19 protein-coding genes and 1 tRNA gene are annotated in these 21617 nt (G+C 62.3%); 7 read left to right on the plus strand and 13 right to left on the minus strand.

The genetic code is table 11. The features are described 5' to 3' along the window. Nucleotides 1-9 precede the first annotated feature (9 nt). The 5 genes from IAE39_RS10910 to IAE39_RS10930 form a co-directional block, all read right to left on the minus strand. Nucleotides 10-2841, minus strand: a complete 2832-nt coding sequence (locus IAE39_RS10910; protein ID WP_236548514.1) for a TonB-dependent receptor — start codon at nucleotides 2839-2841, stop codon at nucleotides 10-12. A 279-nt stretch (nucleotides 2842-3120) separates the two neighbouring features. Beyond that, complete coding sequence (locus tag IAE39_RS10915) at nucleotides 3121-4074, minus strand: FecR family protein (protein WP_201202151.1); 954 nt, start codon at nucleotides 4072-4074, stop codon at nucleotides 3121-3123. Between the two features lie 98 nt (nucleotides 4075-4172). After that, complete coding sequence (locus IAE39_RS10920) at nucleotides 4173-4673, minus strand: sigma-70 family RNA polymerase sigma factor (RefSeq protein ID WP_201202153.1); 501 nt, start codon at nucleotides 4671-4673, stop codon at nucleotides 4173-4175. 191 nt (nucleotides 4674-4864) lie between these two features. After that, nucleotides 4865-5971: a GlxA family transcriptional regulator gene (locus IAE39_RS10925; protein ID WP_016484513.1), complete on the minus strand. Its 1107-nt coding sequence runs from the start codon at nucleotides 5969-5971 to the stop codon at nucleotides 4865-4867. A gap of 530 nt (nucleotides 5972-6501) precedes the next feature. Continuing rightward, nucleotides 6502-7878 carry an L-serine ammonia-lyase gene (locus tag IAE39_RS10930; protein ID WP_201202155.1) on the minus strand — a complete coding sequence of 459 codons (1377 nt, stop codon included), beginning with the start codon at nucleotides 7876-7878 and terminating at the stop codon, nucleotides 6502-6504. 462 nt (nucleotides 7879-8340) lie between these two features. On the opposite strand from IAE39_RS10930, the gene IAE39_RS10935 reads away from it, so the two are divergent. From IAE39_RS10935 to choV, 3 genes are all read left to right on the plus strand, one after another. Then, nucleotides 8341-9288, plus strand: a complete 948-nt coding sequence (locus IAE39_RS10935; RefSeq protein ID WP_201202156.1) for a choline ABC transporter substrate-binding protein — start codon at nucleotides 8341-8343, stop codon at nucleotides 9286-9288. A gap of 81 nt (nucleotides 9289-9369) precedes the next feature. Further along, on the plus strand, nucleotides 9370-10218 hold the full coding sequence (gene choW, locus IAE39_RS10940) for a choline ABC transporter permease subunit (protein ID WP_201202175.1): 849 nt from the start codon (nucleotides 9370-9372) through the stop codon (nucleotides 10216-10218). After that, the gene (choV, locus tag IAE39_RS10945; protein ID WP_201202158.1) at nucleotides 10215-11393 is read left to right on the plus strand and encodes a choline ABC transporter ATP-binding protein; all 1179 of its coding nucleotides are present in this window, start codon (nucleotides 10215-10217) and stop codon (nucleotides 11391-11393) included. Before choW ends, choV begins: the two co-directional genes overlap by 4 nt. A gap of 138 nt (nucleotides 11394-11531) precedes the next feature. Here choV and hisF read toward each other — a convergent pair whose 3' ends face one another. From hisF to IAE39_RS10975, 6 genes are all read right to left on the minus strand, one after another. Further along, nucleotides 11532-12302, minus strand: a complete 771-nt coding sequence (gene hisF / locus IAE39_RS10950) for an imidazole glycerol phosphate synthase subunit HisF (protein WP_079226229.1) — start codon at nucleotides 12300-12302, stop codon at nucleotides 11532-11534. Nucleotides 12303-12312: 10 nt separating this feature from the next. Further along, the gene (hisA, locus tag IAE39_RS10955; RefSeq protein WP_060494680.1) at nucleotides 12313-13050 is read right to left on the minus strand and encodes a 1-(5-phosphoribosyl)-5-[(5-phosphoribosylamino)methylideneamino]imidazole-4-carboxamide isomerase; all 738 of its coding nucleotides are present in this window, start codon (nucleotides 13048-13050) and stop codon (nucleotides 12313-12315) included. 27 nt (nucleotides 13051-13077) lie between these two features. After that, entirely contained in the window at nucleotides 13078-13338 is a 261-nt protein-coding gene (locus tag IAE39_RS10960; protein WP_201202159.1) for a DUF2164 domain-containing protein, read from the minus strand. Beyond that, nucleotides 13339-13977: an imidazole glycerol phosphate synthase subunit HisH gene (hisH, locus tag IAE39_RS10965; protein WP_016484506.1), complete on the minus strand. Its 639-nt coding sequence runs from the start codon at nucleotides 13975-13977 to the stop codon at nucleotides 13339-13341. It lies immediately after the preceding gene. After that, on the minus strand, nucleotides 13978-14571 hold the full coding sequence (gene hisB, locus IAE39_RS10970) for an imidazoleglycerol-phosphate dehydratase HisB (RefSeq protein ID WP_009682881.1): 594 nt from the start codon (nucleotides 14569-14571) through the stop codon (nucleotides 13978-13980). Nucleotides 14572-14866: 295 nt separating this feature from the next. Continuing rightward, on the minus strand, nucleotides 14867-16528 hold the full coding sequence (locus tag IAE39_RS10975; RefSeq protein WP_201202160.1) for an OFA family MFS transporter: 1662 nt from the start codon (nucleotides 16526-16528) through the stop codon (nucleotides 14867-14869). Between the two features lie 368 nt (nucleotides 16529-16896). Between IAE39_RS10975 and IAE39_RS10980 the strand changes: the two genes are divergently transcribed. From IAE39_RS10980 to IAE39_RS10995, 4 genes are all read left to right on the plus strand, one after another. Continuing rightward, nucleotides 16897-19143: an AsmA family protein gene (locus tag IAE39_RS10980; protein ID WP_201202162.1), complete on the plus strand. Its 2247-nt coding sequence runs from the start codon at nucleotides 16897-16899 to the stop codon at nucleotides 19141-19143. Next, nucleotides 19140-20207, plus strand: coding sequence for an A/G-specific adenine glycosylase (gene mutY, locus IAE39_RS10985; RefSeq protein ID WP_201202164.1), 1068 nt, complete (start codon nucleotides 19140-19142; stop codon nucleotides 20205-20207). The genes IAE39_RS10980 and mutY overlap by 4 nt, the downstream gene beginning before the upstream one ends. Further along, entirely contained in the window at nucleotides 20204-20476 is a 273-nt protein-coding gene (locus IAE39_RS10990) for an oxidative damage protection protein (RefSeq protein ID WP_201202165.1), read from the plus strand. The genes mutY and IAE39_RS10990 overlap by 4 nt, the downstream gene beginning before the upstream one ends. A 90-nt stretch (nucleotides 20477-20566) precedes the next feature. Then, a tRNA-Phe gene (locus IAE39_RS10995) sits at nucleotides 20567-20642 on the plus strand. 137 nt (nucleotides 20643-20779) lie between these two features. On the opposite strand, the gene IAE39_RS11000 is transcribed toward IAE39_RS10995, so the two are convergent. Together IAE39_RS11000 and IAE39_RS11005 are read right to left on the minus strand one after the other, a co-directional pair. Then, the gene (locus IAE39_RS11000) at nucleotides 20780-21082 is read right to left on the minus strand and encodes an addiction module antidote protein (protein WP_201202167.1); all 303 of its coding nucleotides are present in this window, start codon (nucleotides 21080-21082) and stop codon (nucleotides 20780-20782) included. A gap of 9 nt (nucleotides 21083-21091) precedes the next feature. Then, the gene (locus tag IAE39_RS11005; protein WP_201202169.1) at nucleotides 21092-21382 is read right to left on the minus strand and encodes a type II toxin-antitoxin system RelE/ParE family toxin; all 291 of its coding nucleotides are present in this window, start codon (nucleotides 21380-21382) and stop codon (nucleotides 21092-21094) included. Between the last annotated feature and the right edge of the window lie 235 nt (nucleotides 21383-21617).

Raw genomic sequence — 21617 nt, forward strand, 5'->3', positions numbered from 1 at the left:
TTCTTGGTATTAGAAGCGGTAGCCGACTTCCAGCCAGTACTGGCGGCCGACTTCGTAGCGTGTCACGGCCTGGCTGCCGGAACTGACGGTGGGGTTGATCTTGTCGGCGACGTTGGTGATGTCGACCGAGGCGAACACCGCCTGGTCCTTGGCCGTAGGCAGCTCCCAGTACACCTGCATGTCCCAGGTCATGGCGCTGCCAACGGGTGCGGCTTCGAAAACGCTGAGCGTTTCATTCTCAAGGTCAACGGTCTTGCCGGTGTCGATGATCTGCTTGTACTTGCTACGGAAACGCAGGAAGTTGCTGATGCTCATATGCCAGGCAGGGATCTCGGTGATGGTGGTCAGCCGGGCGGTCCATGGGCGGTTGAAGTTGTTTGGCGGCAACTCTACAAAGTCCATGCGTTTGCTGTCATACAGCACGGGGCTGCCTTCGTACTCCTCATCGTTGAGAATCGAGTCATAGTCGGTGTACGAGTCTTCGCTGCGCTGCCAGCCTGCGGCGAACTGTGCGCTGGTACTGGTACCCAGGAACTTGAGCTCTTTCTGCGGGGTCACCGTCAGTGTCACCGTGTCGCTCTCGCTGCGCCCCTGGTTGGTGTAGATGTAATAGTTGCTGCGGTAGCCGGGCAGTTCTGGCAGGTTTTCAACGCTGGAGTAGGAGCGTACGATCTTGTCATGGCCCTTGCGGTTGACGTATTTCAGGTCGAAAACGGTATCGAGCCAAACCTGCTGGAGGCCGAGCGTCAGTTCATCGTCATAAGGAATGTCCAACGTCGAAAAACGCGTGTCGTTCGCTACCCGGCTGGCTTCGATCCAGGGTGAGGTCTGGTTGGCCCGCAAGTAGCGCACGTTGAGTTGGCCACGGCCATCGTTGAGGCGGTTCTTGAACAGGTTTCGGCCGTAATAGCGGTTGGCACCGAAGGTCATTACCGTGGAACGGTCACCAAAGAAATCGTAGTCGCCGGCAAAGCGTGGGGCGATGGTCTTTTTCTCCATGTAGTCATCGCCTTCCACCCGCACACCTGGGCGCAGGCCCAGTTTGCCTATCTGAATGCTGTCCTGCAGGTAGAAGGCGTACTTCTTCTCGTCCACGCTGATCTTGCCCGCTTCGTAGGTCATGCGCGCATTGGCCCACTGCCGGGTCTTGCCATTCATCAACAGGCCTACCGAGCAGTAAGGGTCAGTACCACAACTGCTACCGTCGTCGCGGATATTCATGGTGACGCTGCTGGCAGCGTTCGATCGCTCCCAGACGGCGCGCTTGTAGGACAGGTCCATGCCGGTGACAAATGAATGGGACACACCGCCGAACCATACGGGCAACCACTCGGCCTTCACCGAATAGTCCAGGCCGTCCTGAGTCTGGTCGATGTCACCATAGGCACCTTCAGCGCTGCGCGACGTGTTGGTCAGCGACTTGCCCCAGTTTTTGACGTCGGAGTAGTACCAGTTGATGTAGTCGTCCTGCTCGGAGTCGCGCGAGCTGGTCAGGCGGGTCACCGCCAAGGTGTGAGTCCAGGTAGCGTTGTCAGCCAGCCAGGTGGCTTTTACCGAGCCTTGGTAACCGCCCTCTTGGGTGACGAACTCAGAGTTGCGCTGGTTGGCACGGAAATAGGTGTTTTCGCCGGGGCCATAGATGAACGAGCTGTCCAGGGTCAGCTGGTCACTCACGCTCCAGTAGGTCTTGAGCATGTAGTTGGTCAGCTCGCGGGTTTGGTCCTTCCGCGAAGGCCCGTTGCCACCTTCGTAGCCATCGCTATAGGCATTGAGCGGCAGCACCGAGCGTTTTTGCGAGAACGCGAGGATGGCGCCGAAGTCCTCGGTCAGGTGGCCTTCGAGCATCCCACGCACTGTGGTTTTTTCGAACTCGGGCTGGTACTGCTCGTCCGAGGCCTGGTCAAAGCGTTCCTGGTCAGCCTCGGTGATGTGGTATTTGGTCCAGGCCGAGCGGCTCATCGCGTAAGAGAACTTACCGTGAAAGTCCTTGCTCGGGCGGCGAGTGATGGCATCGACCACGCCGCCATTGAAGCCGCCATATTCGGCCGGCACGTTGCTGTCGTAGACCTTCACTTCCTGCAACAGGTCGGCGTCCAGGGCAATGCCGTGCGAGCGGCTGGGGGTGGAGTCGAACTGGCGGACATCGCCGTAGTCATGAGCGCCAGGGTCGAGGTCATTGTTGATCGAGATGCCATCGATCATGAAGTTGTTCTGGTAGTACTTGGCACCGTTGATGCTGATGTCCGCCGGGGCAATTTCGCCCGGTGTATTGGAACTCTGCTGGCTGGTGCTGAACTGCACGCTGGGGTGCATCTGCAGCAGCGTGGTGATGTCGCCATTGGCGCCCGGGAAGGCCTTGATCGCCTTGCTGCCGATGACGGTGGCGCCCATGTAGCTGTTCTCTTCGGTCTGCCCCAGCACCACGGTATTGTGCAGTTCCAGCGGGCCTTCACCGTCACTGTGCAGCAGGCGGAAGATGAACGTGCCTGCCTCGAACTCCCAGGTGATGCCGCTGCTTTGCAACAGCCGTGAGAGTGCCGCTTCGCTGCTGAGGTTGCCACTGACGGCGGTGGACTCCAGCCCTTCGAGCATGTCGGGGTCGACGCTGACCTGCAGCCCGCTTTGCTGGCCGAACGTGATCAGGGCAATAGCCAGGCCTTGGCTGGGGATGCTGAACGCATGCACCTGGGTGAGCTCGGCATGTTCTGCGCCAGCCTGGGCATGGGCCGGCAACTGGTTCAGTAGGGCACACAACCCCAGCATGCCCGCACTGCCGGCTTTTTTCAGGCGCAACGACCAACCCCGCGCGCTGCGCGGCTTTCGGCTTGATGTTTCAGTCATCCCACATCCCCGCCCCCGGCGTTTGCCGGGATGCAAATTTTAATAAGAATCGGTATCAGTTGTTGCGCGCGGGGGAGAAGACGGGGCAGTGCGGGGAATTTTCAGAAGATTTTGAAATTATTTTTGCCGGGGGATTTTGGGGCTGCTTTGCAGCCCATCCGACCGGTCCGGCGCCCCGGCAAGGCCGCTCCTACAGGGGACCGCGTCAATTTCAGGTTATGCGGTCCCTGTAGGAGCGGCCTTGTGTCGCGATAGGGCCGCAAAGCGGCCCCGGCAATTTCAAGGTTTACTCAATACCAGCAGCCAAGGACCGTAACTGCGAATCTCACCACCATGCGGCCGGATCACCGCACGCAAGGCTGCCTCAGGCCGGCGCAGGTCATACACCCCGGTCACCCGCTTGGCCCCCAGGGCATCGTCCCGCAGCAGCACCTCGCCCGGCATGTAGCGCGCCAGCGCCTGCACCAGCTCAGCCACGGTCTGGTCGTCGGCAATCAACTGCCCTTGGCGCCAGGCCGCCGCCTGCGATGGCACAAAGGCCCGTAGCTGCACCTGCCCATCGGCATAGCGCAGCCGTTGCCCAGCCGTCAGTGCCTGGGCCAGCACCTGCGCAGCGGCAGTGTCCTCGACACGCACCGAGCCATGCTGCACATCCACCCCTACCCTGCCCGGCCGCAGCTCGACGTTGAACGCGGTGCCGGTCACCGTCACCTGCACGTCATCGGCACGCACATGGAAGGGCTTGGCCTTATCGGGCCTTACCTCGAAGAACGCCTGGCCAGCCAGCAGCTTCACGTCCCGGTGATCGCCGCTGTAATCCACGGCAATGGCCGTGCCGCTGTCCAGCTGTACCACGCTGCCGTCGGCCAGGGTGATGTCGCGGGTTTCGCCCTGGGCGGTGCGGTAGTCGGCCTGCAGGCGCAGGCTCAGGGATGGCGCGACGGCGACCAGCAGACAGGCGGCCACTGCAGCACCCAGCCACCAGCGACGGCGGCGCATAGGCAGCTGTACGACAGGCGCCTTGGGCCAATGCTCGGTGGTGGTCGGTGCCAGCTGCCCGGTGAGCTGCCACACCCGCTCGGCCTTGCGATAGGCCTCGGCATTGGCCGCATCGCCCGCGCACCATTGCTCGAACGCCTCGCGCAACTGCGGGTCGTGCGGGGCCTGCTGCAGGCGCAGGAGCCAGTCCATGGCATGCTCGCGGCGGCTGGCTGTGAGGTCTGCTGACGTCATGTCGGGCATGGCTCCTGGTGGCTGGAAGGCGCGAATGGCCGCGAAGGGTCGCACAGAGTCGCCCGGTTCGGCAAAAGACGCGGCAGCCTGGCGTTTTTTCACAGGTCGTCCTCCAGGCGTGCCATGCAATGGCTGAGGGCGTCGCGCACCAACTGGTGCACCAGGCTTACCGAGACATTCAGGTGGTTGGCCACTTCTTGCAGGGTATGGCCGCCCAGGCGGTGCATCTCGAAGGCGATGCGAGTGCGTAGCGGCAGTTCTTCAAGGGCGCGGCTGATGGCGCTGAGTTCGTTCTGCTGGGTGACGGCCTGTTCAGGCGAAGCGCTGCTGGAGGGTAACTCGGCGAGAATCTCGTCACCGCCCGGCTGGGCTTTTTCGGTGGCGCTGCGGCGGGTCTGGTCGAGCGCCAGGTTGCGCACGATGCGGTACAGGTAGCTGGCCGGGTGGCGGATGTCGGCATCGTCCTGCTGGCGGCTGAAGCGCAGCCAGGCTTCCTGCACCACGTCTTCGGCGCGGGCACGGCAGCCGACGATCGGTGCGGCATAGTCGAGCAATGCCGCCCGGTGGGCCAGGTAGAGCTGGAGTTTTTCGTCCGCCACGGGGTGGTATGCCAGTGTGTTTCGGGGGCGGCGATGTTACCCGTAGTCGAGAATCATTATCAACAGGTAGAGGTGTGTTGCCTGTGCTGGCCTCTTCGCGGGTAAATCCGCTCCCACAGGGATTGCACAAGTTTCGGAGGCTGTGCAATCCCTGTGGGAGCGGCTTTAGCCGCGAAGCAGGCGACGCGGTATCAGAGCCTTACACTGGCAAACGTCGATTCATTACGCGCCTGGCTCAAGGCCGCCATCGGCCCGCTGTGCGGCGACAGGGTCATGGCCTGCGGAATAGGCATCATCGCCACCTGCTGCGCGGTGTTGGAGCCTACGCGCTCGTCACGCGGCGGAATGCCGAAGTACTCGCGGTAGCACTTGGAGAAGTGCGGGGTCGACACAAAGCCGCACACCGAGGCCACTTCGATGATCGACATCGGCGTCTGCTTCAGCAGCTGCCGCGCACGGATCAGGCGCAGTTTCAGGTAGTAGCGCGACGGCGAGCAATGCAGGTACTTCTGGAACAGGCGCTCGAGCTGGCGTCGCGACACCGACACGTACACCGCCAGTTCGTCGAGGTCGATCGGCTCTTCAAGGTTGGCTTCCATCAGCGCGACGATTTCCTGCAGCTTCGGCTGGTTGGTGCCGAGCATGTGCTTGAGCGGCACGCGCTGGTGGTCCTGTTCGTTGCGGATACGTTCGTAGACGAACATTTCGGAAATCGCCGCCGACAGTTCGCGGCCATGGTCGCGGCTGATCAGGTGCAGCATCATGTCCAGCGGCGCGGTGCCACCGGAGCTGGTGAAGCGGTTACGGTCGAGGGTGAACAGGCGGGTGCTCATGTTCACCCGCGGGTAGGCCTCCTGCATGGCCGCCAGGCATTCCCAGTGCACGCTGCAATCAAAACCATCGAGCAGGCCGGCACAAGCCAGCGCCCAGCTGCCGGTGCACACTGCACCCAGGCGACGCGACTGACGGGCCTGGGCCTGCAGCCAGGTGACATGTTCACGGGTAACGGTGCGCTGGATGCCGACGCCACCACACACGATCACGGTGTCGATCGGTGGCGCGCTGTGCATCGCCGCGTCGGGGGTAATCTGCAAGCCATCGCTGGCCCACACCTGGCCGCCATCGACGGTGAGCGTGTGCCAGCGGTACAGCTCACGGCCGGACAGCTGGTTGGCCATGCGCAGCGGCTCGACAGCGGATGCCAGGGAAATAAGGGTGAAGTTGTCCAAAAGAAGAAACCCGATGGACTGGGGTGCTGTGCGGTTCTGGGTTGGGGTCCCGGAGGTGTACGACGTCATCGCGATTTCTCCTCACACAAATGCAGGGTGTGCCTCAGGCGGGCACTGATTTCTTGTTATTACCCCGGTTCATGTGCCGGGGCTTGGTGGCCAATCTCTACGCAAACGCCGTGCCTGAAGTTGAACGGCTATCCAAAAAAACCTGAAAACGACGCCTTTGTTCGGCAAATCAGGTGCTTTGGGTGAGTTGGCCAATGTATCGCAAACGGGCGTGCTAGGCGCCGTGCGTGTAACGGCTGAGCAATTTGGTGACAGGTGCAGTGTAGGTTGCCCAGAAACGACACTCTTGAGTGTCACCGACAACGCTAACACTGATAACGACACCCGACGATCGGTATGCGTCGCCGTGCACCATATGGGGGCATGGCAGGTTGCAATGCACCCAATGTAGGAGCGGCCTTGTGTCGCGATCGGGCCGCGAAGCGGCCCCAGGATTTCTGCTGTGATGCAAAAAATGCTGGGGCCGCTTCGCGGCCCGATCGCGACACAAGGCCGCTCCTACAAATCCGCGCTGGGCTTACTCAGGTCTATCAACACTCGATAGCGCTGACCGCCAGGCCACCGCGCGAGGTCTCTTTGTACTTGTCGTGCATGTCGGCCCCGGTATCACGCATGGTGCGGATCACCTGGTCGAGGGAGATGAAGTGCTCGCCATCGCCACGCAATGCCATCTGCACCGCGTTGATGGCCTTGACCGCAGCAATCGCGTTGCGCTCGATGCATGGCACCTGCACCAACCCGCCAACCGGGTCGCAGGTCAGGCCAAGGTTGTGCTCCAGGGCAATTTCTGCCGCGTTTTCCAGCTGCGGCGGCGTTGCCCCCAGCACTTGCGCAAGGCCGGCAGCGGCCATGGCACAGGCCGAACCGACCTCACCCTGGCAACCCACTTCAGCGCCGGAAATGGACGCGTTCTTCTTGCACAGAATGCCAACCGCCGCGGCACCGAGGAAGAAGTCGGTCACGCTCGACTCGTCCACCGCATCGCTGAAGCGCATGTAGTAGTGCAGCACCGCCGGGATGATGCCCGCCGCGCCGTTGGTGGGCGCGGTGACCATGCGCCCGCCGGCGGCGTTTTCTTCGTTGACCGCCAGGGCGAACAGGTTGACCCACTCCATGGCGCTCATGGTCGAGCCGATCACGTTGGGCTTGCCGATTTCCTGCAGGCTGCGGTGCAGCTTGGCGGCACGGCGGCGCACGTTCAGCCCACCGGGCAACGTGCCCTCGTATTTCAGGCCGTTGTTCACGCAGTCCTGCATGGCTTCCCACAACTTGCGCAGGCCGGCGTGAATCTCTGCCTCGCTGCGCCAGACCTTTTCGTTGGCCATCATCAATTGCGACACGCTGAGGTCGTTTTGCTTGCACAGCTGCAGCAGTTCGGCGGCGCTGTTGAAGTCGTACGGCAACACCGTCTGGTCGGCGTCCAGCACACCACTGGCGGCCTGCGCGGCATCGACCACAAAGCCGCCACCCACCGAGTAATAGGTGTCGCGGTGCAACTCACCCTGCTCGCCTTCGGCAATCAGGGTCATGGCGTTGGGGTGGTAGGGCAGGTTCTCGTCCAGCAACAGCATGTCGCGGGCCCAGACGAACTCAATGGGCAGACGCCCATCCAGCTTCAGGGTATCGGTTTCGCGCAGGTCGGCGATGCGCGGCACGATCTGGGTCGGGTCGATGGCGTCCGGCCAGTCGCCCATCAGGCCCATGATGGTGGCGTTGTCGGTGCCGTGACCGACACCGGTTGCCGACAGCGAGCCATACAGGCGCACCTCGATCCGCCTTACCTGCTCCAGCTCGCCGCGCTCACGCAGCCCCTGGACGAACAGGGCGCCAGCCCGCATGGGGCCGACGGTGTGGGAGCTGGAAGGCCCGACACCGATCTTGAACAGGTCGAACACGCTGATGGCCATTGTCGATTCACCTCTTGCTGGGCTTGTCTGTGCGCGTCATGCGCACGGCGGGGTAACTGCTAGGCTCAAGCAGGGCCGCCTTGAATTGCCTGCATCATCGGGCTTTTACCGGCCCCCTCGCCGTCTGCAACCGACGCCATTTTGTCCAGCAGCGCCGCACTATTTTGCTTGGGGCGTTACCCAGGGAGTGGGCCCACCACGCCGTTTTACAGCGGCCTGGTGACGCAAAAATGCGGCCGAGGGGGTGGAAAAATCCATAAACGACATCGCCCGTGCTGGATACGACCCGTTCCGTACTGGATACGACCCCACCAGTAGGCGATTGCCCGGCGCTGGAGGATTATCGAAAGCGACTCGTAAAGCACGGCCACGCAACCTGCCCTCTGCAGGCCTGGTCGACCGGACCCTCAGAAAGCCCGGCGACCCACGCGAACCCGAAGACAAAATCACAGGAGTCCATCCATGAAAGGTTCACCCTCGCTGTTGTTGGCTGCGTTGTTGTCTGCGCCGCTACTGGCCCAGGCCGCCGAACCCGAGCAATGCCAGACGGTACGCTTCTCGGATGTCGGCTGGACCGACATCACGGTCACCACCGCGACCACCAGCGTTGTGCTCGAAGCCCTGGGCTACAAGACCCACACCACCATGATCTCGGTACCGGTGACCTACAAGTCGCTGGCCACCGGCAAGGACCTGGACGTGTTTCTCGGCAACTGGATGCCGACCATGGAGAACGACATCAAGCAATACCGCGACGCTGGCACGGTGGAGACCGTGCGCGCCAACCTGGAAAACGCCAAGTACACCCTGGCCGTGCCCCAGGCGCTGTACGACAAGGGCCTGAAGGATTTCAGCGACATTCCCAAGTTCAAGAAGGAACTGGACGGCAAGATCTACGGCATCGAGCCCGGCAACGATGGCAACCGCACCATCCAGAGCATGATCGACAAAAACGCCTTCGGCCTGAAGGACGCCGGGTTCAAGATCGTCCAGTCCAGCGAGGCCGGCATGCTGTCGCAGGTTGACCGCGCACAGAAGCGTGGTGAAGCGCTGGTGTTCCTCGGCTGGGAACCGCACCCGATGAACACCCGCTTCAAGATGCAGTACCTGACCGGCGGGGACGATTTCTTCGGCCCCGACTTCGGCAAGGCGACCGTATTGACCAACACCCGCAAGGGCTATGTGCAGGAGTGCAGCAACGTTGGCCAACTGTTGAAGAACCTGTCGTTCGAGCTCAAGGATGAAAGCACCATGATGGGCTATGTCCTGGACGACAAGATGAAACCAGAGGCCGCTGCCAAGAAATGGCTCAAGGACAACCCAGGCAAGCTGGACGCCTGGCTGGCCGGCGTTACCACCGTGGATGGCAAACCCGGCCTGGAGGCGGCCAAGGCCAAGCTCACGCAATAACGAAATACGCAGTAGCGCTACCTCGGGGCAGGACCGTGCCTGCCCCGGGTTGATTTCAATCTACGCAGGTGGAAGCTCGCTATCATGCTTATCGATCAGAAAATACCCTTGGGGCAGTACATCGCGTCGTTCGTCGAATGGCTGACCCAGAACGGCGCGAACTACTTCGACGCCATCGCGCAAGGCCTGGAGTTCATGATCCATGGCGTCACCAGTGCCCTGACCTGGTTCAACCCTTTTGTCCTCATCGCCCTGTTTGCTGCCCTGGCCCACCTGATCCAGCGCAAGTGGGCGCTGACCGTGTTCGTTGCGCTGTCGTTCCTGCTGATCCTCAACCTGGGGTACTGGCAGGAAACCATGGAAACCCTGGCCCAGGTGACCTTCGCCACGGTGGTGTGCGTGGCCATCGGCGTGCCGCTGGGCATCGTCGCGGCGCACAAGCCGATGTTCTACACCGCCATGCGCCCGGTACTCGACCTGATGCAGACGGTACCCACCTTCGTCTACCTGATCCCTACCCTGACCCTGTTCGGCCTGGGCGTGGTGCCGGGGCTGATCTCGACCGTGGTGTTCGCCATTGCCGCGCCCATCCGCCTTACCTACCTGGGCATCTGCGACGTGCCACAAGAGCTGATGGACGCCGGCAAAGCGTTCGGCTGCTCGCGGCGCCAGCTGCTGACCCGTATCGAACTGCCGCACGCGATGCCGAGCATCGCCGCCGGCGTTACCCAGTGCATCATGCTGTCGCTGTCGATGGTGGTGATTGCCGCCCTGGTCGGCGCTGACGGCCTGGGCAAACCTGTGGTCAACGCACTGAACACCGCCGATATTTCCCTGGGCTTCGAAGCGGGCCTGGCGATCGTGCTGCTGGCGATCATGCTCGACCGTATCTGCAAGCAACCGGAGCTGCCGGTAAGGGGTGAAGCATGAGCATCATTCGTTTCGAAGACGTCGACGTCATCTTCTCCAACAAGCCACGCGAGGCACTGGCGCTGCTGGACAAAGGCCAGACCCGCGAGCAGATCCTCAAGCAGACTGGCCTGGTGGTCGGCGTCGAAAAGGCCAACCTGGACATCCAGAAGGGCGAGATCTGCGTACTGATGGGCTTGTCCGGTTCAGGCAAGTCGAGCCTGCTGCGCTGCATCAACGGCCTGAACACCGTCAGCCGCGGCAAGCTGTTTGTCGAACATGAAGGCAAACACATCGACATTGCCCACTGCACCCCGGCCGAGCTGAAGATGATGCGCACCAAGCGCATTGCCATGGTGTTCCAGAAGTTCGCCCTGATGCCCTGGCTGACGGTGCGCGAGAACATCAGCTTTGGCCTGGAAATGCAGGGCCGCCCGGAAAAGGAACGGCGCAAACTGGTCGACGAAAAGCTTGAGCTGGTAGGCCTGACCCAGTGGCGCAACAAGAAGCCGGACGAGTTGTCGGGCGGCATGCAGCAGCGCGTAGGCCTGGCCCGGGCGCTGGCGATGGATGCCGACATCCTGCTGATGGACGAACCGTTCTCGGCCCTGGACCCGCTGATCCGCCAGGGCCTGCAGGACGAACTGCTGGGCCTGCAGGCCAAACTGAGCAAAACCATCGTGTTCGTCAGCCACGACCTGGACGAGGCGCTGAAGCTGGGTAGCCGCATTGCGATCATGAAGGACGGGCGGATCATCCAGTACAGCAAGCCGGAAGAGATCGTGCTGAACCCGGCCGACGAGTATGTGCGCACCTTCGTCGCCCACACCAACCCGTTGAACGTGCTGTGCGGCCGCAGCCTGATGCGCAGCCTGGACAATTGCAAACGGGTTAATGGCTCGGTGTGCCTGGACCCGGGTGGCGATTCGTGGCTGGACCTGGGCGAAGGCAACTCGATCAAGCGCGCACGCCAAGGGCAGAACGGGCTGGAGATGCAGAACTGGGCGCCGGGGCAATCGGTGGAGGGGCTGGGGCGCCGGCCTACGCTGGTGCATGCGGATATTGGCATGCGTGAGGCACTGCAGATTCGTTACCAGACCGGCAACAAGCTGGTGCTGCAGGAGAACGACAAAATGGTCGGGATTCTGGGGGATACCGAGCTGTATCACGCGTTGCTCGGCAAGAATCACGGGTGATGCCATTGGGGCCGCGTTGCGGCCCATCGCGACACAAGGCCGCTCCTACAGGGGAACGCGTAACCATCTGGTAAACGCGTATCCCTGTAGGAGCGGCCTTGTGTCGCGATAGGAGGGCGAAGCCCTCCCGGCGGTCTGTCAGCGAACGACGATCCCGCGCGAAGCCATATAGGCCTTAGCCTCCGGCACCGTATACTCGCCAAAGTGGAAGATACTGGCCGCCAGCACCGCGCTGGCATGCCCTTCCAGAATGCCGTCAGCCAGGTGCTGCAGGTTACCCACCCCGCCCGAAGCAATCACCGGAATCCCCAGCGCATCACTGATGGCGCGGGTAACACCCAGGTCGAAGCCGTTCTTCATGCCGTCCTGGTCCATGCTGGTCAGCAGGATCTCACCGGCACCCAGGCCTTCCATCTTCTTCGCCCACTCCACGGCATCCAGCCCGGTCGGCTTGCGCCCACCGTGGGTGAAGATCTCCCAACGAGGCTCTTCACCCGGCCCGGACACCTTCTTGGCATCGATGGCAACCACGATGCACTGCGAACCGAAACGGTCCGCCGCCTCACCCACGAACTCCGGGTTGAACACCGCCGCCGTGTTGATCGAAACCTTGTCGGCACCGGCATTGAGCAGGTTGCGGATGTCCTGCACGGTGCGCACGCCACCGCCCACGGTCAGCGGGATGAACACCTGGCTGGCCATGCGCTCGACGGTATGCAGGGTAGTGTCGCGGCCATCGACGCTGGCGGTGATGTCGAGGAAGGTGATTTCGTCGGCACCTTGCTCGTTGTAGCGACGGGCGATTTCCACCGGGTCGCCGGCATCACGGATGTTCTCGAACTTGACGCCCTTGACCACCCGGCCGTTGTCCACGTCCAGGCAAGGGATGATGCGCTTGGCCAGTGCCATGGTTAAGTCCTCAGCCTTGGTAGTTGTCGCAGAAGGCCTGGGCCTCGGCGACATCGAGGGTGCCTTCGTAGATGGCACGGCCGGTAATGGCACCAACGATGCCCGGGGCCTTGGCGTCCAGCAGGGCCTTGATGTCGCCCAGGTTGTGGATGCCGCCCGAGGCGATCACCGGAATGCGCGTGGCTTCGGCCAGGGCTTTGGTGAAGGGCACGTTGCACCCTTGCATCATGCCGTCCTTGGCGATGTCGGTGTAGACGATCGCCGAGACGCCATCGGCCTCGAAACGCTTGGCCAGGTCGATGACCTGCACCGAGCTCACTTCAGCCCAGCCATCGGTAGCAACGAAGCCGTCCTTGGCGTCCAGGCCAACGATCACCTTGCCCGGGAAGGCCTTGCACGCTTCGGCGACGAATTCTGGCTGCTTGACCGCCTTGGTGCCGATGATCACGTAGCTGACGCCGGCCTTGACGTAGTGTTCGATGGTTTCCAGCGAGCGGATGCCACCGCCGATCTGGATCGGCAGGGTGGGGTAGCGCTTGGCGATGGCGGTGACCACTTCACCGTTGACCGGCTGGCCTTCGAAGGCGCCGTTGAGGTCGACCAGGTGCAGGCGGCGGCAGCCACCCTCGACCCACTTGGCGGCCATGCTCACCGGGTCGTCGGAAAATACCGTGGAGTCTTCCATGCGGCCCTGGCGCAGGCGCACGCAAGCACCGTCCTTCAGATCGATAGCGGGGATAATCAGCATCTTGGGAACCTGTCTGTTCTTGGGGTTTCAGGGCTTCTCGAGCGCCCACAGATCGCTTTCGATGCTCTCGAACCGCTCCTTGAGGTGCAGCTGAACATCGGCAATCGCCCTGTTGTAGTAAAGGGGTGCAATTTCTTTGCTGAACAGCTCAAGGACCTCGGCCACCTCGAACGACCCCAGTTCCAGCTCGAAACGGTCTTCGAGAAAGCGCTTGAGCGTGTGCAACGCATCACGCTCCTGCTCGGGGGCCAGGGTAAGGACCGGGGCCTTGGTCTTTGACTTGCTCATTTACCAGCGCCCGTCCCAGGCGACGAAGTTCTGCAGCAGTTGCAGGCCATGGGTATGGCTCTTCTCCGGGTGGAACTGCACGGCAAAGCGCGAGCCATCGGCCAGCGCGGCGGCGAAATCGACGCCATAGTGGCCGCGGCCGACCACCTGGCCCGGCTTGCCGGCATTGATGTAGTAACTGTGCACGAAGTAGAAACGTGCGCGGTCAGGGATGTCGTGCCACAGCGGGTGGTCGATGGTCTGGCTGACTTCGTTCCAGCCCATGTGCGGCACCTTCAGGTGCTCGCCGTCTTCTTGCAGGTCTTTGCCGAAGAAACGCACCTGGCCGGGGAACAGGCCGATGCAGTCGACGCCGGTGTTTTCCTCGCTGTGCTCCAGCAGCGCCTGCATACCCACGCAGATACCGAGGAACGGGCGGTCCTGGCTGACTTCACGCACCAGGCTGTCGAAGCCCAGGCGGCGGATTTCGGCCATGCAGTCACGAATCGCGCCTACGCCCGGGAACACCACGCGGTCAGCTTCGCGAATGACCGCGGCATCACTGGTGACCAGCACTTTACCGGCACCTACGTGCTCAAGCGCCTTGGCCACCGAGTGCAGGTTGCCCATGCCATAGTCGATTACGGCTACCGTCTGCATTTACAGGCACCCTTTGGTGGACGGCATCTGGCCGGCCATGCGCTCGTCAAGGGTGACAGCCATGCGCAGCGCGCGGCCGAAAGCCTTGAACACGGTTTCGATCTGGTGGTGGGTGTTGTGGCCACGCAGGTTGTCGATGTGCAGGGTCACCAGGGCGTGGTTGACGAAGCCCTGGAAGAACTCCTGGAACAGGTCGACATCGAAGCCGCCGACGCTGGCACGGGTGTACGGCACATGCATCTGCAGGCCTGGGCGGCCAGAGAAGTCGATGACCACGCGCGACAGCGCTTCGTCCAGCGGCACGTAGGCGTGGCCGTAGCGGAAGATGCCTTTCTTGTCACCGATGGCCTGGGCGAATGCCATGCCCAGGGTGATCCCGACGTCTTCGACGGTATGGTGATCGTCGATATGCGTGTCACCCTTGCACTCGATATCCAGATCGATCAGCCCATGGCGGGCGATCTGGTCCAGCATGTGTTCAAGGAAAGGCACACCGATATCGAATCGGGCCTTGCCACTGCCATCGAGGTTGATCGAGCACTTGACCTGGGTTTCCAGGGTATTGCGCTCGACGGAAGCCTTACGTTCGACCATCACCAGCTCCGCAAAATCATTGGGCGAAAAGGGCTCCATTATAGGCCCAGAACGCGCCAGCTTGAAACGCGGATGACATATGGCAAAGCGAGGAATTGCGGGGGGTTGATAGCGCTACAGGTCTATACAACCGCGTAATTGGGGCTGCTTTGCAGCCCATCGCGACACAAGGCCGCTCCCACAGGGACCGTGCAACCCTGAAGCTTACGCGGTCCCTGTGGGAGCGGCCTTGCCGGGGCGCCGGACCGGTCGGAAAGGGGCGCAAAGCGCCCCCACTGGCCAGCACAGGATTACATCAGTGGAACAGCACCGCCGTCTTCTGCAGGGTAATCCACACCCCCCAGGCCAACGGCACAACCACCACTGCCCAGGCCAGCAACACCAGTGGCAAGCTGCCCGGCGCCGCTTTCCACTCCAGCGAGCGCGCCCCATCGGCGCCTTTGTCATGGCTCAACGCCCGCTCGGCCGCCAGCTCGGCATCGCTCATGAAGTGCTTGTCGGCCACCGGCCGCACCAGCATGTTGCAGATAAAGCCCAGCACCAGCAGCCCAGCCAGGATGTACAAGGTCATGTCGTAAGCCGCCGCGCGCTCCACGCCCGCCGCCAGCTGGTACTCACGCAGGTAGGTGATCAGCACCGGCCCCAGCACCCCGGCTGCTGCCCAGGCGGTCAGCAAGCGGCCATGAATGGCACCGACCATCTGCGTACCGAACAGGTCGGCCAGGTACGCCGGCACCGTGGCAAAGCCACCGCCATACATCGACAGGATGATGCAGAACGCCGCCACGAACAGCGCCACGTTGCCCAGGTGGCCCATGTTCGGCACCAGGCTGTACAAGCCCACGCCCAGGGCGAAGAAGGCGAAATAGGTGTTCTTGCGGCCGATATAGTCGGAGAACGACGCCCAGAAGAACCGCCCGCCAATGTTGAACAGGCTCAGCAGGCCAGTGAAACCGGCGGCGATCGCGGCAATCTGCGCCAGCTGGGCAGTGTTCAGCTGGCTGAAGGTCAGTTCGTTGCCCAGCAGTTTGCCGGCGAACACTTCCTGCAGCAGCGGCGAGGCCATGCCGAGAATACCGATACCCGCAGACACGTTCAGGCACAGCACCAGCCAGATCAGCGCGAACTGCGGGGTTTTCCAGGCCACGCTGACGTGCACATGGCGGTCGGTCACCATGGTGTTGCCGGCTTTCTTCAGCGGGGCGGTCCAGCCTTCAGGCTTCCAGCCGGTTGGCGGCACCCGGTAGGCCAAGGCGCCAGCGGTCATGAACACGAAGTAGATCGCCGCCATGGCGACGAAGCTCTGCCATACCCCCACTTCGTGCTCGTTGCCAAAATGCCCCATCAGCGCGGTGGCCAGCGGTGCACCGACCATCGCCCCGCCGCCAAAGCCCATGATCGCCATGCCGGTGGCCATGCCGCGTTTGTCCGGGAACCACTTGATCAGGGTCGACACGGGCGAGATATAGCCCAGGCCCAGGCCGATACCGCCGATAACCCCGGAGCCCAGCCACATCAGCCACAGCTGATGGGTCTTTACACCAATGGCCGAAATCAGCATGCCGCCGCACCAGCACAGCGCCGAGACCAGGCCGGCCTTGCGTGGGCCGGCGTGCTCCAGCCAGCCACCCAGCACCGCCGCCGAGCAACCGAGGAAGACGAAGAACAGGGTGTAGATCCAGCTCAGCATCGAGATCGGCCAGTCACACTCGGCGCTGAACAGGCGGGCCACAAAGCCCATGTCTGCGGCGCAGGCGACCGGGGCGGTAATGCCGAGGGCTTGCGACAAAGGCAGCCAGAACACCGAGAAGCCATAGGCCATGCCGATGCACAGGTGAATGGCCAAGGCCGCTGGCGGGACCAGCCAGCGGTTGAAGCCCGGGCGGGCGATGATGCGCTCCTTCGACAAGAAGCCCGGCGCACTGGCCGAGGTACCCGTCGCGACGGTAGTGCTCATGGATTTGATCCTTTCTTATAGGGTGGGGGCAGGCAAAGCGGCGCAAGGGTAGCAGCATCAAGTGACGTGAAAGCAATCTGATATCGTGTTTTTTTGCTCGGCTGAAACGGTCCTGTTGCCTGTTCTGGCCTCTTCGCGGGTGAACCCGCTCCTACAAGGATTGCGTGCCCCTGTAGGAGCGGGTTTACCCGCGAAGAGGCCGGCACAGGCAAAACATTCGGAACAAGCAAAATCATGGCTGTCGAAAGCCGTACCCTCTGTTGCAAGCATAGGAAATGTCCTGCATCTCTTGTCGAATACGCAGGGACATACACGGCGGCGCTATACTCAGCCGCTCGAAATTCAAATCGGACTACAAGGACTCGCCCATGAAAGCGTTCGGCAAAATCCTGGGACTGGGGCTTCTCGGGTTGCTGCTGATCATCGTGGCGCTGGGCTTCGCCCTGACCCACCTCTTCGATCCCAACGACTACAAAGACGAGATTCGCCAGCTGGCACGCGACAAGGCGCACGTCGAACTGACCCTCAACGGTGACATCGGCTGGAGCCTGTTCCCCTGGCTGGGTCTGGAGCTGCACGAAGCCAGCATCGCCACCCTGGCCAAACCGAAGGAACCGTTCGCCGACCTGCAGATGCTTGGCCTGTCGGTACGGGTACTGCCACTGCTGCGCCGCGAAGTGCAAATGAGCGATGTGCGCGTCGAGGGCCTGAACCTGACCCTGGTGCGCGACGAACAGGGCCATGGCAACTGGGAAGACATCGGCAAGCCACTGCCTGCGCAAAACGGCACAGCCACCGACGCACCGGCCCAGGCGCCTGCCGAGCAAAAGCCAGCGACTGCCGATGGCAACGATCGCGCCGTCAAGCTGGACATCGACAGCCTGACCGTGAACAACGCCCGGGTGCAGTACACCGATGCCAAGACCGGCCAGAGCTACAGCGCCGAAAGCATCCAGCTGAGCACCGGGCCAGTCCATGAAGGCGCGAACATCCCGCTCAAGGCCAGCGCCTTCATCAGTGCCAGCCAGCCAAACATCAAGGCCCGCACCGAGCTGGCCGGCGAACTGCGCTTCGACCGCAAGCTAAAGCGCTACAACTTCGAAGACATGCGCCTGTCGGGTGAAACTTCGGGTGAGCCTACCGGCGGCAAGACCGTGACCTTCGCCGCCCAAGGCCAGTTGCTGGTTGACCTGGCCGCCAATGTTGCCTCGTGGAGCGGCCTGAAAGTCTCGGCCAACCAGCTGCGCGCCCTCGGTGAGCTGAACTTGCGTGACCTGGACAAGGCGCCGCAGCTGAGCGGTGGCCTGTCCATCGCCCAATTCAACCTGCGTACCTTCCTCGACAGCATCGGCCACCCGCTGCCGGCCACCAACGACCCAGCGGCCTTTGCCAAGCTGGAGCTGGTCACCCGCCTGCAGGGCACACCCAGCAGCCTGGCCCTGGAAGACCTGGCCGTGAAGCTGGACGACAGCACCTTCAGCGGCCGCGTGGCCGTCGAAGATTTCGCCAAGCAGGCCCTGCGCCTGCAGCTTAAAGGTGACACCTTCGACGCCGACCGCTACCTGCCGGCCAAGAGCGAGCAAGCCAAGGGCGCCACCGCTGCGCGCCAGGCCGAAGTCAAGCAACAGGAAGCCAGTGCGGTGGCCGGTGCCGGCAGCTCGCCGCTGCCCAATGCCCCGACCCAGGTGGCCTGGAGCGACGACAAGCTGCTGCCGGTCGACCGCCTGCGCGCCCTCGACCTGCAGGCTGAACTGGCCTTCGGCTCGCTGACCCTCGATAAACTGCCCATCGTCGATGCCCAGCTCAAGGCCATCAGCCAAGGTGGTCTGCTGACCCTGCAGACCCTGCGCGGCGGCTTGTACAACGGCACCTTCGAAGCCAAGGGCACGGTCGATGTGCGCCCTGCCGTGCCGCAACTGGGGGTGAATATCCACATCCAGCGGGTGCCGGTTGAGCACTTCATCAAGACCGAGGGCAAGGACCAGGCGCCACCGGTCAAGGGCCTGCTGACCCTGACCAGTGATCTGACCGCCACCGGCAACAGCCAGAAGGCACTGGTCGACACGCTCAACGGCAGTGCAAACTTCACCATCAACGATGGCGTGCTGGTCAACGCCAACCTGGAACAACAACTGTGCCAGGCCATCGCCACGCTCAATCGCAAGACCCTGAGCGGCGAACCACGTGGCAAGGACACCCCCTTCCAGGAACTGCGCGGCAGCCTGGTGGTGCGCAATGGTGTTGCCAGCAACCCGGACCTCAAGGCACGCATCCCGGGCCTGACCGTCAACGGCCATGGCGACCTTGACCTGCGCGTGCTGGGCATGGACTACAACGTGGGCGTGATCGTCGAAGGCGACCAGCGCGCCATGCCGGACCCGGCCTGCCAGGTCAACGAACGCTATGTGGGCGTTGAAGTGCCGCTGCGCTGCCGTGGCCCGCTGGAGCTGGGCGCCAAGGCCTGCCGCCTGGACCAGAACGGCCTGGGCAAAGTGGCGGCCAAGCTGGCCGGCAACCGCCTGAAAGACAAGATCGACGAAAAACTCGATGAAAAACTCGGAGACAAAGTGAGCCCGGAATTGAAAGACGCGCTCAAGGGGCTGTTCAAGCGATGAGCCCCGAGCAGTTCTCCAGCGCTGTGCTGGATTGGTATGACGAACACGGCCGGCACGACCTGCCCTGGCAACAGGGCATCACCCCGTACCGGGTGTGGGTGTCGGAAATCATGTTGCAGCAGACCCAGGTCAGCACCGTGCTGAATTACTTCGACCGCTTCATGCAGGCCCTGCCAACCGTGCAGGCCCTGGCCGAAGCGCCGGAGGACGAAGTGCTGCACCTGTGGACGGGCCTTGGCTATTACACCCGCGCACGCAACCTGCAAAAGGCCGCGAAGATCGTTGTCGAGCAGCATGGCGGCGAATTCCCGCGCAGTGTCGAGCAGCTCACCGAGTTGCCCGGCATCGGCCGCTCCACGGCCGGTGCCATCGCCAGTATCAGCATGGGCATCCGCGCGCCGATCCTGGACGGTAACGTCAAGCGCGTGCTGGCCCGCTACAGCGCCCAGGGCGGCTACCCCGGCGAGCCCAAGGTGGCCAACCAGCTGTGGGCCACAGCCGAGCGCTTTACCCCACAGCAGCGTGCCAACCACTACACCCAGGCGATGATGGACATGGGCGCCACGCTGTGCACGCGCAGCAAGCCCAGCTGCCTGATCTGCCCGCTGCAGCGTGGCTGCGAAGCACACCTGCACGGCGAAGAAACCCGCTACCCCGAGCCCAAGCCACGCAAGGCGTTGCCACAACGGCGTACGCTGATGCCACTGCTGGCCAACCACGAAGGCGCCATCCTGCTTTACCGGCGCCCGTCCAGCGGCCTGTGGGGTGGCTTGTGGAGCCTGCCGGAACTGGACGACATCGCCCAGCTCGACGACCTGGCCTACCAGCACGGCCTGCGCCTGGCTGGCAGCCGCGCCATGGACGCCTTGACCCACACCTTCAGCCACTTCCAGCTGGCCATCGAGCCTTGGCTGGTGCGCGTCGATGCGCTCGGCGAGCACGTGGCCGAGGCCGACTGGCTCTGGTATAACCTCGCCACCCCGCCGCGCCTGGGCCTTGCCGCCCCGGTGAAAAAGCTGCTTAAACGCGCGGCCGACGAACTGATTGCAGGAGAAGCCCGATGACCCGCACCGTGATGTGCCGCAAGTACAAAGAAGAACTGCCAGGCCTGGAACGCCCGCCCTACCCCGGCGCCAAGGGCCAGGACATCTTCGATCACATCTCGGAGAAAGCCTGGGAAGACTGGAAGAAACACCAGACCATGCTGATCAACGAAAAGCGCCTGAACATGATGAACGGCGAGGACCGCAAGTTCCTCCAGGGCGAGATGGACAAGTTTTTCGCTGGCGAGGAATACGCCCAGGCGGAAGGCTACGTTCCACCCGCCGAATGACCCCACGAATCGTAAGCGACGGAATTAATTTAAAATTTTTTCAAAAAGTCGTTGACGGGGCGTCAGAAAATCTATTTAATTCACCTCGTCGCCCAGATAGCTCAGTCGGTAGAGCAGAGGATTGAAAATCCTCGTGTCGGCGGTTCGACTCCGTCTCTGGGCACCACCTTCAAGCTTCTGGTGGTTGCAAAGTTACCCGAAGCGACAACAAGAAACCCGCCTAGTGCGGGTTTTTTGTTGTCTGCAATTTAAGTTGATGGCTCGGCAATCATATGACTTGGCTACCGACGCCAATACCAGTCCTTACCCTGAAGTACGCGGCAGCACCTCGGCATGCAGCCTCACCCCAAGCGCCGCCATCACCTTCATGATGGTCGCCAGACTTGGGTTACCTTCAGCAGACAGCGCCTTGTACAAGCCTTCCCGTGTAAGCCCGGTATCGCGTGCCAATTGAGCCATGCCACGGGCACGAGCGATATCACCCAAGGCAGCAGCGAGCAACGTCGGGTCGTTTTCTTCCAGACAGGCTTCAAGATACAAAGCCATGTCCTCTTCCGTCTTCAAATGGTCTACAGCGTCCCATTTGGTCAGTTTGGTATTTGCCACGATGGCCTCCTAGAGGTCGCGAGCCAGCTTGAGAGCGGATTTGATATCTCTGGCCTGGCTAGCTTTATCGCCTCCCGCCAGGAGGATGATCACTTCATAACCTCGCTGAACGAAGTACACCCGATAGCCCGGACCATAGTCGATCCGCAACTCGGACACCCCTTCAGCAACCGGCTTACAGTCCCCCATCACTCCAAGCTCGACTCGACGCAACCGGACGTTGATTCGGGCCTTCGCCCGTGAATCCCGCAAGGCAGCGAACCACCTTCGATAGGTTTCGGTTTGAATTAAAGTATGCATGGGGAAAATGTAAACCGCAGTTCACACTACAGCCAATTTGTAGCTGTTTCAAACTGTTTGTGGGCACGCAGTTGACCAGCATCAAATGGCCAGCTCTCGCCGGATCTTAAGGTGGCAGATGGACATCCAAATCGACTTACAAGGCCCGCCATGAGCGAAGAATCCCCCCTCCTGCTCCCCGCCCCCCGGGGGGCGGGGGGGGGGGGGGCGGCGGGCCCCCCCCCCCCCCCCGGCA

The sequence above is a fragment of the Pseudomonas sp. S37 genome, from assembly GCF_016658545.1.
GTDB lineage: Bacteria > Pseudomonadota > Gammaproteobacteria > Pseudomonadales > Pseudomonadaceae > Aquipseudomonas.